The sequence below is a fragment of the Leifsonia sp. NPDC058230 genome, from assembly GCF_042882245.1.
In the GTDB taxonomy this organism is placed as follows: domain Bacteria; phylum Actinomycetota; class Actinomycetes; order Actinomycetales; family Microbacteriaceae; genus Leifsonia.
In genome coordinates, this window is sequence record NZ_JBHVWM010000003.1 from 19,292 (window position 1) to 32,258 (window position 12,967).

At 65.4% G+C, this 12,967-nt stretch carries 11 protein-coding genes; all 11 read left to right on the forward strand.

Annotated elements, in window-relative coordinates:
• Positions 1-155 precede the first annotated feature (155 nt).
• The 11 genes from ACFVV0_RS09860 (at position 156) to ACFVV0_RS09910 (ending at position 12,903) form a co-directional block, all read left to right on the forward strand.
• Positions 156-1,823, forward strand: coding sequence for a GspE/PulE family protein (locus ACFVV0_RS09860; protein ID WP_387061866.1), 1,668 nt, complete (start codon positions 156-158; stop codon positions 1,821-1,823).
• Positions 1,824-1,831: 8 nt separating this feature from the next.
• Positions 1,832-3,454: a type IV pilus twitching motility protein PilT gene (locus tag ACFVV0_RS09865; RefSeq protein WP_387061868.1), complete on the forward strand. Its 1,623-nt coding sequence runs from the start codon at positions 1,832-1,834 to the stop codon at positions 3,452-3,454.
• A gap of 3 nt (positions 3,455-3,457) precedes the next feature.
• Complete coding sequence (locus tag ACFVV0_RS09870; protein WP_387061870.1) at positions 3,458-4,684, forward strand: type II secretion system F family protein; 1,227 nt, start codon at positions 3,458-3,460, stop codon at positions 4,682-4,684.
• A 187-nt stretch (positions 4,685-4,871) separates the two neighbouring features.
• Positions 4,872-5,342, forward strand: coding sequence for a type II secretion system protein (locus tag ACFVV0_RS09875; RefSeq protein WP_387061873.1), 471 nt, complete (start codon positions 4,872-4,874; stop codon positions 5,340-5,342).
• 158 nt (positions 5,343-5,500) lie between these two features.
• Positions 5,501-6,913, forward strand: coding sequence for a prepilin-type N-terminal cleavage/methylation domain-containing protein (locus ACFVV0_RS09880; protein ID WP_387061876.1), 1,413 nt, complete (start codon positions 5,501-5,503; stop codon positions 6,911-6,913).
• Positions 6,910-7,629: a type II secretion system protein J gene (locus tag ACFVV0_RS09885; RefSeq protein ID WP_387061879.1), complete on the forward strand. Its 720-nt coding sequence runs from the start codon at positions 6,910-6,912 to the stop codon at positions 7,627-7,629. Before ACFVV0_RS09880 ends, ACFVV0_RS09885 begins: the two co-directional genes overlap by 4 nt.
• Positions 7,629-9,467, forward strand: coding sequence for a hypothetical protein (locus ACFVV0_RS09890; RefSeq protein ID WP_387063513.1), 1,839 nt, complete (start codon positions 7,629-7,631; stop codon positions 9,465-9,467). Before ACFVV0_RS09885 ends, ACFVV0_RS09890 begins: the two co-directional genes overlap by 1 nt.
• The gene (locus tag ACFVV0_RS09895) at positions 9,464-10,318 is read left to right on the forward strand and encodes a prepilin peptidase (protein ID WP_387061882.1); all 855 of its coding nucleotides are present in this window, start codon (positions 9,464-9,466) and stop codon (positions 10,316-10,318) included. Before ACFVV0_RS09890 ends, ACFVV0_RS09895 begins: the two co-directional genes overlap by 4 nt.
• 13 nt (positions 10,319-10,331) lie before the next feature.
• Entirely contained in the window at positions 10,332-11,381 is a 1,050-nt protein-coding gene (gene pilM / locus ACFVV0_RS09900) for a type IV pilus assembly protein PilM (RefSeq protein ID WP_387061885.1), read from the forward strand.
• Positions 11,378-12,190: a hypothetical protein gene (locus tag ACFVV0_RS09905; RefSeq protein ID WP_387061888.1), complete on the forward strand. Its 813-nt coding sequence runs from the start codon at positions 11,378-11,380 to the stop codon at positions 12,188-12,190. The genes pilM and ACFVV0_RS09905 overlap by 4 nt, the downstream gene beginning before the upstream one ends.
• 2 nt (positions 12,191-12,192) lie before the next feature.
• Positions 12,193-12,903 (forward strand): hypothetical protein, encoded by a 711-nt coding sequence (locus ACFVV0_RS09910; protein ID WP_387061891.1) that lies wholly within the window; start codon positions 12,193-12,195, stop codon positions 12,901-12,903.
• The last annotated feature ends 64 nt before the right edge of the window (positions 12,904-12,967 follow it).

Sequence of the window (12,967 nt, forward strand, 5' to 3'; positions counted from 1 at the left end):
CCCCCGTGCGCGTGGCACCGGAAACGGGGGATGTGCGGCAGTGACGCCTGCGCATAGTGTGACAACGCTTCCACCCGAAGAAGCAACGTTCCACCCCCGCTGCACCGTGCCGAGACCCGACCCTCGGCATCGTCCTTGCCCGAGGAGGTACCCCCGTGGCCTCTATGACCGAGATTCTGATTCTTCATGGCCATCTGCCCATCGAGTACCTCGATGCGGTGACCAGCGAGCCCGCCGCCGACGATGCGGCCGTTCGCGAACTCCTGTCTCGCGGCGCGATCACCGAGGTGCAGCTGGCGAAGGCGCGTGCAGCGCAGGCCGGCATCCCGTTCGTCGAACTCGTCGACTACCCGGTCGACCGCACGGCCGTCTCCCTCGTCAACGGCGCCATCTGCCGCCGGCACATGGTGCTTCCCATCGGATTCGCCGACGGCGCGGTCATCCTGGCCATGGCGGACCCGGGCAACGTGTTCGCCGTCGACGACGTCCGGGCGGCAGCCCGCATGCAGATCGCACCCGCAGTGGCGGAGAGCGCCGACCTGCTCGCAGCGATCGACCGCTACATCCGCGCCGACGACGAGCTCAGCGACTTGACGACCACGCTCGAGGAGGAGAACGCCCCCTCCGAGGACGTCAACCTCAGCATCGGCGGCGACGCCGAGGACGACGCACCGATCGTGCGCTTCGTGAACCTGCTGGTCAGCCAGGCCATCCAGGATCACGCCTCCGACATCCACATCGAGCCGGCGGAGCACGACGTGCGGGTGCGGTACCGCATCGACGGTGTGCTGCACGCGATGCAGAGCGCGCCCAAGAGCATCCAGAACGGCGTCATCTCCCGCCTCAAGATCATGAGCGACATCGACATCGCCGAGCGCCGCAAGCCGCAGGACGGCCGCATGTCGGTCGTGCACGGCGGCCGGCAGATCGACCTGCGCGTCGCCACGCTGCCGACGGTGTGGGGCGAGAAGGTCGTCATGCGCATCCTCGACAACACCAACACCGGCATGACACTGCGCGACCTGAATCTGCTCGAGCGCAACTTCGAGACCTACCGCACTTCGTATTCGAAGCCGTACGGGATGATCCTGGTCACCGGTCCCACCGGATCCGGCAAGTCGACGACCCTGTACACGACGCTCAACGCGGTCGCCCGCCCGGAGATCAACGTGATCACCGTCGAAGACCCGGTGGAGTACCGGATGCCCGGCATCAACCAGGTGCAGGTCAACCCGAAGGCGGGGCTCACCTTCGCCAGCGCGCTGCGCTCGATCCTGCGGAGCGACCCGGATGTGGTCCTCCTCGGCGAGATCCGCGACCACGAGACCGCACAGATCGCGATCGAAGCCTCCCTCACCGGCCACCTCGTGCTCTCGACCCTGCACACCAACGATGCGCCGAGCGCGGTCACCCGTCTCACCGAGATGGACATCGAGCCGTTCCTCGTCGGGTCTGCGCTCGACTGCGTGGTCGCCCAGCGTCTGGCCCGCCGGCTCTGCGACCGCTGCAAGCAGCCCGCGCAGTACTCGGGCGCGGAGCTGCGGCACCTGCGGTTCGGTCTCGACGAGGCGGAGATGCCCGTCGTGTACGCGCCTGTCGGGTGCGCCACCTGCTCCAACACCGGTTACCGCGGCCGCATCGCCGTGCACGAGGTCATGGCGGTGACCGAGGAGATCGAACGCCTCGCCGTCACCCGCGCCTCGAGCGCCGAGATCGCCCGGACTGCACAGGAGCAGGGGATGCTCACCCTGCGGCAGGACGGTTGGGAGAAAGCCAAGCTCGGCCTCACCTCGGTCGAAGAAATCCTCAGAGTGGTCGCCTAGGAGGGCGCATGGACACGGACGCAGCGAACGGTCAGCAGTGGGGAGCGCCGCAGGCGAAGCCCGTCTACGAGATCCCGGTGATTCCGCCGGGATCCGCGGCCGACGGGTGGGCGCCGGGAACGCCGGTGCCGATCCCGGAGCCGGCTCCGGTGGCCGCCGCTCCGCGTGAAGGGATCGCCGCACGGTTCGGCCTGACCGGGCCCACCGCGACGGTGCCGGCACCGGCGGCGACGCCGGTATTCGAGCCGGCTTTCGAGCCGGCGTTCGAGCCTCCCGTGTTCTCGCCGACCGTCCCCGAACCGGCTCCCGTTCTGGCTCCCGCCCCCGCCGCGGCCGCGCTCGCCGGCCCGCGTCTCGTGCCGGAGGGTCGCCGTGCCGCGCAGATCGCGGAGGTCGGCGCGCCGGCCGAGCAACCCGCATCCCGCCCCGCCGTGCCCATCGACGAGACGTTGTCGCCGGCCGAGCGCGAGGCGCTGCAGAAGGCCGACCCCGAACTCGTCGCCGCCCTGCGCGAGGTCGTCTACCAGCGGGCTTCCGACCTCCACGTCACGGTGGGCGCCGCCCCGATGGTCCGCATCGACGGCTCTCTCACGGCCGCCGGGTCCACGGAGCCGTGGAACACGCAGCGCACCTTCGCCGCCCTCACCAGCCTCCTGACCCCGCGTCAGCTCGAGGTGTTCCAGAGGGAGCTCGAACTCGACTTCGCGTTCACCATCTCGGCGAACTCCCGCTTCCGCGTGAACCTCTACCAGCAGCGCGGTTCTGTCGGCGCGGCGTTCCGTCTCATCCCCACCGAGATCAAGCAGCTGCGCGAACTCGGCGTGCCCGAGAGCATCGGCGGATTCTCGCAGCTGCCCCGAGGTCTGGTGCTGGTCACCGGCCCGACGGGCTCCGGCAAGTCGACCACCCTCGCCGCCCTCATCGACCTGGTCAACAGCACCCGCGCCGACCACATCGTGACGGTCGAGGACCCGATCGAGTTCATGCACGTGCACAAGCAGTCGATCGTCAACCAGCGCGAAGTCGGCCATGACACTCACAGCTTCAACAATGCGCTCAAGCACGTGCTGCGCCAGGACCCCGACGTCATCCTCATCGGTGAGCTCCGCGACCTGGAGACGATCTCCGTCGCCCTCACCGCTGCCGAGACCGGCCACCTCGTCTTCGCGACCCTGCACACCCAGGATGCGCCGCAGACGATCGACCGCGTCATCGACGTCTTCCCGCCCCACCAGCAGGACCAGGTGCGCGCCCAGCTCGCCGCCACCCTGCAGGGAGTCGTCTGCCAGACCCTCATCAAACGCGCATCCGGCAAGGGTCGGGCCGTGGCCACCGAGGTACTGATGATGACCCCGGCCATCGCCAACCTCATCCGCGAAGGCAAGACCTACCAGATCGCGTCCATGATGCAGGCGGGCCGCGACTCCGGGATGCACACGATGGACCAGCATCTGGCCGACCTGGTCAACAACGGCACGATCACCCGCAGGGCCGCCCTCGAGAAGGCGCACGACGTCGAGGGCATCCACCGTCTCATCCAGCGCGTCGAGTCGCCCACCGAGGCGTCAGCGCGCGCCATCGCGGCCAGCGGGCCCGACTTCGGCGACAACTTCTCAGGAATGGTGAGGTAACCCATGGCTGGACCGACCGCGTACGCCTACAAGGGGCGCGACGCCGAAGGCAAGATCGTCAAAGGGCGGGTGGATGCGCCCAGCGAGTCCGCGGTCGCCTCACGGCTCCGCACCATGGGGCTGTCGCCTGTGTCGATCAACGAGGCGGCCGAGGGCACGGGGCTCAATCGCGACCTCAACATCAGTTTCGGTTCCGGCGTCAAGCTGAAGGACCTCGCCATTATGAGCCGTCAGATGGCGACCATGATCGGGTCGGGGCTCTCCCTGCTGCGTACGCTCAACATCCTGGCCGAGCAGACGGAGAACAAGAAGCTCGCGAAGATCCTGGGCACGGTGCGCGACGACGTCGAGACGGGCGTCTCGATCTCGGACTCGATGCGTAAACACGGGGAAGTGTTCCCGCCGTTGATGATCAACATGGTGCGCGCCGGCGAGACCGGCGGCTTCCTCGATCAATCGCTGGAGTCCATCGCGACGAACTTCGAGAAGGAAGTCAAGCTGCGGGGGACGATCAAGTCGGCGCTGACCTATCCGGTGATCGTCTTGATCATGTCGCTGGTCGCCGTCATCGCCATGCTGCTGTTCATCGTGCCCGTCTTCGAGAAGATGTTCTCCCAGATGGGCGGGCAGCTGCCGCTTCCGACCCAGATCCTCGTCGTGCTCTCGCACGCGATGGTGTGGCTGGCTCCGACACTGATCATCATCATCGTCGTCGTGGCCATCTGGTGGGGCCGGAACAAGAATGAAGAGAAGGTCCGCCGGCGAATAGATCCGATCAAGCTGAAGCTGCCGGTGTTCGGGCCGCTGCTGAAGAAGATCGCCGTCGCGCGCTTCAGTCGCAATTTCTCGAACATGATCGGCTCCGGCGTACCCATCCTCCAAGCGCTCAGAATCGTCGGTGAGACGAGCGGGAACTGGGTCATCGAGGATGCACTCGTCAAGGTCGCCGAATCGGTGCGACAGGGCGAATCCATCGCGGCTCCGCTGGCGAACCAGCCCGTCTTCCCAGCGATGGTGATCCAGATGATCGCCGTGGGCGAAGACTCCGGCTCGCTCGAGATGATGCTCGACAAGATCGCCGATTTCTACGACCAGGAGGTCGAGTCTGCGACGGAGCAGCTGACCGCCATGATCGAGCCGTTGATGATCGCTTTCCTCGGCGTCGTCATCGGCGGGATGGTCGTGGCGCTCTACATGCCGATCTTCCAGATTGCCACGCTCGTCAAGTAAAACGCCCCCAACCTGGGCACGTGTTGCGCATTTCCTCCCTCTAACTGGGGTAACAACTGAACAAAAACACCCCCACACGTGGGATTCTGCCGGGAATCTTCTGGCAAATAGCATCAAGCACCGAACGGAAAGCTCGCAGCCGTTCATCCCGACCGCAACACCCGCACCCGACTGAATGGACACCGCAATGTACTTCCGACTCATGGGCAAACTGAACGCTCGCCGCAAGGGACTCCTCGAACAGGACGAGAAGGGCTTCACGCTCATCGAACTTCTCGTCGTTGTGATCATCATCGGCATCCTCGCCGCGATCGCCATCCCGGTCTACCTGGGCATCCAGAACAGCGCGAAGGACAGCGCAGTCAAGTCCGACATCTCGAACTACAAGACCGCAGTGGTCGCGTTCTCGACGGCTAAGAACGGCGCATTCCCGTCAGCCACCGAAGATCTCTCGACCTACGGATACACGGCTCCGGCCACCGGCACGAATGGTGACCCGAACTACTCCGCTGCAGGCGACATCCCCACCCTGACCGGTACTTCCAACTCCTTCTGCATCGAGGCGAAGAGCGTGACCGGCGCGACATTCGGCGCCAGCGATTCCACCGGCGTCGCTGAAGGCACCTGTTCCGCCGCAGGCGTGTTCACCAAGAAGTAGTACTTCTCCACCAATCCGAAGGTGGGGCGTCGCACAAGCGGCGCCCCACCTGAGGCGTAAAAGGCCCTGGCGGCACACCCGACCCGTCGTCAGAGCCCCGCCACACACCCAGCTCCACCCGCACCACCATCGATTCCCAACACCCGAGGAGGTGAATCGTGAACTCGCTCCGTGCCCGTCTGAACCAGCCCGCCGACCGCGAGGCAGGATTCACCATCATCGAGGTCATGGTCGCAATGATGATCTTCATGATCATCGCCGTCGGCGTCGCCGCGGCTCTCACCAGCAGCCTCACCCTCACCAAAGACTCCCGTTCGCGTGAAGTCGCCGCGAACCTCGCAGCTCAAGACATCGACGTCGCCCGCTCCATCAACGACGTGATGACCATCGTCCCCGCTCAGACCGACGTCGTCGTCGACGGGCTGAGATACACCATCACCCGTTCCGTGGCCTGGGTCACCACCGGCGGCGGCGACGGCGCCTGCGGCACCGCCGACGGCGCCCTCCAGTACAAGCACGTGAATGTGCGCGTCGACTGGCAGGGTCGCAGCCAGGTCATTCCCGAAGTGCAGGCGGACACCCTGATCGCCCCGAACGGCCGAATCAACGACCCGTCGATGGGAACGATCCTGGTCTCCGTCACGGGTGTCAGTGGTGCGGGCATTCCCGGGATCACCGTCTCGGTGACTCCGGCCGCTGTGAACCCCAACGGCGCTCAGCCCGTCATTCCCGGCCCGGCCGCGACGGACGTCCAAGGCTGCAGCTACGCGCTGAAGGTACCTCCGGGCAACTACGACGTCAAGATCAGCACCACGGCCGGCAACTACGTGAACGAGAAGCAGAAGACGACCGAGACCCAGACCAAGCCGGTCGTCGCGGGCGACTCGGTGGAGGCCGACTTCCAATTCGACAAGGCGAGCAATATCAGCGCCGTCTTCGCCGGGAACGTGGGCACTTCCGGGATCTGGTTCCCGAGCAACCTGGTCGTCAACTGGGCCAGTGAGAATTCAATCTATTCGACGCCCGTCACCGTTCCGGTGTCGAAAACGGTCCCGTATCTGCTGCATCCGTTCACTGGTGGGTACGACGTGTTCGCGGGAACCTACGTGGCCCCATCGCTCACGCCGGGCGGCGCCAAGGCGCCCGATTGCATCTCGCCTGATCCTGGACAGTGGAAGACTCCGAACCTGGCGGGCGTCGTCGGTCAGCGGCTGGACGACCAGCACGTCGCCACACAGCCAGGTGACCCCGACACCGTCAATGTGCGGATGGGCGTCGTGAACGTCTCCAACATGTCGGGCAAATTCCTGACAGCGGTGTCCGCGACCGCCGACCCCCTGACCGGTGACCCGGGATGCGCTGTTCCGATGACGTACACCTTCACGACCAAGGTCAGCACCAGCAACGTCAATCTCGCGCTCCCGTTCGGCAGTTGGATCCTCTACTCGGGAAGCAGTTCCGGCGCCAAGACCTCGGTGGTTCCCCTGACTCAGATCGCGCTTCCGTCGGGGAGCCCGGTCAATGTCGTCACGCCCGGTGTCTTCACCATCGATCCTCGGGTGATCCAATGATCCGGTCGCTACTCCGCTCCCGCGCCCGCCGGCTCGCCGCCGACGAGCAGGGCATCACCCTGGTCGAGATCACTGTCGTGGTCTTCCTCTTCAGCCTTGTCTCGGCGGTCGTGCTCGCCATGTTCGTGAGCGTCTCGCGCGGCTCGTCGGAGAACAACAAGATCAATCAGGACACCCGCTCGGCCTCCGACGGGATGAACGAGATGGCCCGCATGATCCGCGCGGCGACGGAGAACCCGCTGCAGAACCCTGCGGTCGGGGTCTACCCGAACGACCCCGCGATCATCGGCGATCCGGGCTGGACGTCGACCAGGTCGGTCGCGCTCTACGCATACGTGAACCTCGACTCGTCGAGCGAGACACCGGTCAAGGTCCGGTTCCTCGTCAACGCGCAGAACCAGCTCGTCGAAAGAAAGTACTCGGCGACCGGCCTGACGAACAACCACTGGACCTTCAACGCGATAGCCCAGCCCGATCGGATCCTCAGCGACTCGGTCGTTCCCGGATCGGTGCTCTTCACCTACTTCACTGCCACGGGAGACACGATCCAAGTGCCGGCGAACGGAATCCAGGATGCGACGACCCTCCTGTCGATTCGGTCGATCCGGGTGACCCTTCAGGTCCAGTCCGCTGGCTCGAACTTGCCGGCGATCACCTTGCAGAACACGGTGGGGATGCCGAATCTCGGCTTGTCCCGACCAGGAACGGGTTCGTGATGCGCGACTTCTGGTTCCGCCGCCTGCGGCGGAAGAACGGTGACGATGGCCTCGCGATGGCGATGGTCGTCGGTATCGGCGCTGTGATGATCCTCCTGGTCACCTCGGTCACGAGCGTCGCTATCTCGGGGATCACGAAGGCCACCAACGACCAGGATTGGGCGGGCGCGATCTCTGCCGCGTATGCGGGGATCGGCGACTACCAGAGCCGGCTCGCCAACGACTACTCGTATGTTCAGTACGGCAACCCCGCGGCGTTGTTCGGCAAAGACGTTCCCGGAAACTCCGTCACACTCCCGCCCACGGCGTTCGCCAACCCGGCTTTCGGCGTCGGTCCGACCGGAACGTGGGCATCGATCGCCGGAAGCAATGACACGGTGGGTGGCGCGAATCGCGCGTTCTATCGCTACGAGGTCGACAACTCCAAGTACTCGTCCACCGGCATCCTGCGCCTTCGCTCGACCGGCAAGGTCGGCAACGTCACCCGCACCATCGTCGCCGACCTCAAGCAGCAGGGTTTCATCGACTTCCTCTACTTCACCGACTACGAGATGCTCGACCCCGACATCAACTCGAGCACGGGGTGCACGGTCGCCCACGCCTGGGAGCTGTCGTCCGCGCGACCGTCGAACTGCGTCATCCAGTTCGTCAAGGCCGACGAGATCAAGGGGCCGCTGCACTCGAACGACACCCTCGACATCTGCGGCGGCAAGTTCGATCAGACCGTCACCTCGTCGAACACGACCCTCAAGAACGGCGTGCGCTACACGACCATCGGATGCTCGCCCACCTATACGCCGACCGACGGCGTCGGTGCACCGCTCAGCGTCGGCTACGCGAAGCCGATCGGCATGCCGGCGACGAACTCGAAGATGATTCAGGAGACGCGTACAGATCTGCCGCAGACGGTACAGCGACCGGGCTGCCTCTACACCGGTCCGACGACGATCAAATTCAACTCGGACGGGACCATGACCGTTCGCTCGCCCTGGACGAAGAAGACGCAGATCGTCGGCGACCCGCCGACAGGTGGCAGCGCACCTGCCGACTGCGGGACACCGGGTGATCCGAACAAGTCGCTGAGCGCAAACGCGAACACTCTTTCGGGCGCGAACGGTCAGACCATCACCATCACCAACAAGATCCTCGATCACAACCTCGTCTACGTGCAAGGTGTGGTCAAGACGGTGTCGACCGACCCCAACTACTGGGCATCCAACAAGTCACCGAACAACAACTCGTTCAAGTGCGTCGGGCAGACCTCGACCGACGCGGGCAACGGCCTCGATTTCCCCCGGACGAACGAAGACGTACCCAACGATACGGCGATGGGCAAGTCGTACGACTGCCAGGCCGGCGACGTGTTCGTTCAGGGCACTGTCGACGCCGCGATCACCGTCGCCGCCTCGCACTACGTGTATGTGACCGGTGACCTCGTTCGGGAGGACCCGCAGGACGACATCCTCGGGCTCGTCGGAACAGGTGCGGTTTGGGTGTGGAACCCTGTCGATTCATCAGGCAAATCGCTCCTGAACAACAACGGTCGCAAGATCGAGGCGGCGATCCTCTCGGTCGCGCATGCCTTCCAGGTGCAGAACTACACAACCGGGGGATACCGCGGCCAGCTGCAGGTGACCGGAGCCATCGCCCAGAAGTTCCGCGGAACGGTCGGAACCGGGAACGGCACCACCGGATACACGAAGCAGTACGTCTACGACCCCCGCCTGCGCAATATCGCACCGCCGAAGTTCCTGTCACCGGTGTCGACGACCTATGGCGTCAACGTGCTCGTCGAGGTCAAGACGGCATTCTCGCCAGACGGGACGCCCATCCCATGATCGACATCATCCCTGCTCTCTGGGCCACCGTTTTCGGGATCGTGACCGTCGGCGTGCTCGGCCTCCTCATCGGCTCCTTTCTCAACGTCGTGGTCTACCGGGTCCCGATCGGCGCTTCCATCGTGTCGCCGCCGAGCGCGTGCCCGCAGTGCGGCAATGCGATCCGGCCGTGGGACAACATCCCCGTTCTCTCCTGGCTGGCACTGCGGGGCAAGTGCCGCGACTGCCGCACTCCCATCTCGAAGCGGTATCCGCTCGTCGAGGCTGCGACAAGCGTGTTCTTCGCGGTCGTCGCGTTCTGGCGTCTACCGGAGATCCTGACTGCTACCTCCACCCCGGCATTGATCGCTTCGATCCTCGAGCTCATCGCATTCCTCTATCTCGCCGGCGTGAGCGTCGCGCTCGCCCTGATCGACCTGGACGTCAAGCGTCTTCCGAACTCGATCGTCCTGCCTGCCTATCTCGTCGGCGCAGTGCTGCTCGGCACGGCCGGCGCCATCGACGCCGACGGGGGCGCGCTGCTCCGAGCAGCGATCGGTGCGGTTGCGCTGTTCGTCGCGTACCTGGTCATGGCGTTCGCCTATCCAGGAGGAATGGGCCTCGGCGACGTCAAACTCGCCGGCGTGCTCGGTCTCTTCCTCGGCTACGTCGGGTGGGGCGCACTCATCGTGGGAGCCTTCGCGGCCTTCCTGCTGGGCGGACTGTTCGCCCTTGCTCTCGTCGCGTCGCGTCGCGCCGGCCGCAAGAGCGGTATCCCCTTCGGTCCCTGGATGCTCGCGGGCGCCTGGATCGGAATTCTTTTCGGCAATACAGTGTGGGGCGCCTACCTGTCGCTCCTCGGAATCGCATAGGTAAGGAGATCGCATGGCCACGAGCATCGTAGGCATCGACGTCGGAAGCTCGACGATTCGTGCCGTCGAAGTGGCGGACGCCGGCAAGGCACGCCCGACCCTGGTGCGGCATTTCGAGGTGCCACTCCCCGAAGGCGCCGTCAGTCGCGGCGAGGTCTTGGAGCCGAACACGGTTGCAGCAGCCCTTCGGCAGCTCTGGAGCCAGGGTGGCTTCAAGAGCAAGGACGTCGTCCTCGGGATGGGCAACCAACGGGTCCTCGCCCGCGACCTGACCGTCCCCAAGATGTCGCGCGCACGCATCCGGGAGACCCTTCCCTATCAGGTGCAGGAGATGCTTCCCGTACCGGTCGCAGATGCTCTGCTCGACTTCTACCCGATCTCCGAGAGCGAGAGCGACGCCGGGCCGGTGATCCACGGCCTTCTCGTCGCGGCGGTGAAGGATGCGGTGCTCGGCAACGTCAAAGCCACGCAGCTCGCGGGTCTGACGACCGTCGAAGTCGACCTCATCCCCTTCGCCCTGACACGAGTTCTCCTCGGTCGTCGCCGAGTTCCTGGAACCGTCGCACTGATCGAGATCGGGGCCAACACGACCAGCGTCGTGATCGCCACCGACGGGGTCCCGCAGTTCGTCCGCATCATCCCGACCGGGGGAGCCGATCTCACCCAGGCGTTGAAGCTCGAGCTCGAGATCGAGTCCGGAGAGGCCGAGCGGCTGAAAGCGACCATCGGGCTCGCCCGCGAGGTCACAAGCGTCGAGGAGCAGCGCGTAGTGGAGGTCATCTACCGGGTCACGAGCGAACTCCTCACCAGCCTTCGGAACACGGTGAACTACTTCGTGAACACGCATCCGGATGCTCCAGTGCGAGAGCTCGTCGTAACCGGCGGCGGGGCGCAACTGCCCGGCCTCACGGACGCGCTGAGCGAGATGACCCGCCTCCCTGTCGAGGTCGGGGATCCCTTCCACACCGTCGCACTGTCGCGCAACCTCAGCGCCGACGTGCTGCGCCAGAACCGGTCGAGCCTCGCAGTGGCGCTCGGCCTCGCACTAGGGAGTGCAGCATGAGCATCACCCTTCGGCGTCCCACCGACGCCACGACCGAACCGACCGAGAAGGACACGAAGCGTCCCGGCAAGGGCGGCAGAGGCGACTCGGCCGTGAAAGCCGGCAAGCCGACCAAGGCAAAGCCTCAGCCGAAGACGCAGAAGGCCCCGCCCAAGCGCGGAGCGAGCATCATCGTCGTGGGCGACGAGCCGCGCGTCGATCTGCTCCCCCCAGAGGTGCGCGCCTCTCGCCGCTCCAAGGGAACCCGGCGGGCACTGGGCTACGGCGTGCTGGCGACTGTCCTCGTGATGGTCGTGGCCGTCGGAGGCGGCTTCGCACTGAACGTGGCGGCACAGGCGAAACTTCTCGTCACGCAGTCTCAGACGGTTTCCATCCTGGCGCAGCAGCAGAAGTTCATGGATGCACGTACCGTTCAGAACGAAGTGGCGACCGCGCAAGCCGCACAGCAGGTCGGCGCTTCGACGGAGATCGACTGGAGCCCGTACCTCGCCAGTATCCAGTCGATTCTGCCGCCCAGCGTCACCGTGCAGACGGTCAACGTCGATTCGTCCTCTCCGCTCGCCCTCTATGGGCAGTCCAGTGACCCCACGCAGAAGCCGCGCGTGGCGACGGTCGCGTTCACCGCGGAGACGAGCACGCTCCCCGACGTGCCTGCCTGGTTGCGTTCGCTCGAGAAGCTCCCCGGATTCGCGGATGGGGTTGCCGGGACGATCACTCTCGACCAGACCACGAACATCTACACGGCGGGTGTCACTCTGCACGTCGATCAGCGTGCCTTCGCAAAGCGCTTCGAACCGAAGGAGAAGTAGTGATGGACAAGACCCGTCTCTGGATCATCGGATCGGCAGTCGCCATGGTTGCCATCGTGGCGCTCGGTTGGGTGGTCGGCGTCCAGCCGCAGCTGACCGCCGCCTCGGCCGCCGACGCGCAGACCGCGGAAGTACAGGCGCTCAATCAGAAGAACGCCATCGTCCTGGCTACGCTGCAGAAGCAGTACAAGGATCTGCCTGCGCTCAAAGAGAAGCTCGCCGGGCTTACGTCCTCCGTTCCTGCCGACGTGCAGATGCCCGCATTCATCGATGAGTTGACCGCGATAGCTGGTGCGAACGGCGTGATCTTCACGAAGTGGACGGCCGCTGACGGGCAGGCATACACGCCCGTCGAGGCGCCCGCTGCCCCCGCGCAGGCTCCCGCCGCTGCCTCGACCGACAGCTCGACGCCGGCAGCGACGCCGACGCCCACCCCTGCTCCGACGGCGCCTGTTCAGGTCGCCGGCGTGCCCCCTGTCGTGAGTTCCTTGATCACCGCTGAGAACTTCACCGCCACTCCCGTCACCGTGACGGTCAACGGACCGTATGCGAACGTTCTCGGGTTCCTGAAGGGCACGCAATCGGGTCAGCGACTGTTCCTGGTGACGGGTTTCGTCACCAAGGAGTCGAGCACCGGACCGGGTGTCGATGGCACGGTCAGCGGTTTCATCTACACCCTCAAGCCCGCCAACACGACCCCCGCGGGCAAATAGAAGGAGAGCATGCGTTAGCGGCCCGCCGTCCCCTCCATCGGCGGGCCCGATTGCTACAGTGTCA

Bases quoted from the DNA above. Each gene is read 5' to 3' on its own strand.
- ACFVV0_RS09865 (WP_387061868.1), top strand. From the start codon at position 1,832: ATGGACACGGACGCAGCGAACGGTCAGCAGTGGGGAGCGCCGCAGGCG.
- ACFVV0_RS09870 (WP_387061870.1), top strand. From the start codon at position 3,458: ATGGCTGGACCGACCGCGTACGCCTACAAGGGGCGCGACGCCGAAGGC.
- ACFVV0_RS09875 (WP_387061873.1), top strand. From the start codon at position 4,872: ATGTACTTCCGACTCATGGGCAAACTGAACGCTCGCCGCAAGGGACTC.
- ACFVV0_RS09885 (WP_387061879.1), top strand. From the start codon at position 6,910: ATGATCCGGTCGCTACTCCGCTCCCGCGCCCGCCGGCTCGCCGCCGAC.
- ACFVV0_RS09890 (WP_387063513.1), top strand. From the start codon at position 7,629: ATGCGCGACTTCTGGTTCCGCCGCCTGCGGCGGAAGAACGGTGACGAT.
- ACFVV0_RS09895 (WP_387061882.1), top strand. From the start codon at position 9,464: ATGATCGACATCATCCCTGCTCTCTGGGCCACCGTTTTCGGGATCGTG.
- pilM (WP_387061885.1), top strand. From the start codon at position 10,332: ATGGCCACGAGCATCGTAGGCATCGACGTCGGAAGCTCGACGATTCGT.
- ACFVV0_RS09905 (WP_387061888.1), top strand. From the start codon at position 11,378: ATGAGCATCACCCTTCGGCGTCCCACCGACGCCACGACCGAACCGACC.
- ACFVV0_RS09910 (WP_387061891.1), top strand. From the start codon at position 12,193: ATGGACAAGACCCGTCTCTGGATCATCGGATCGGCAGTCGCCATGGTT.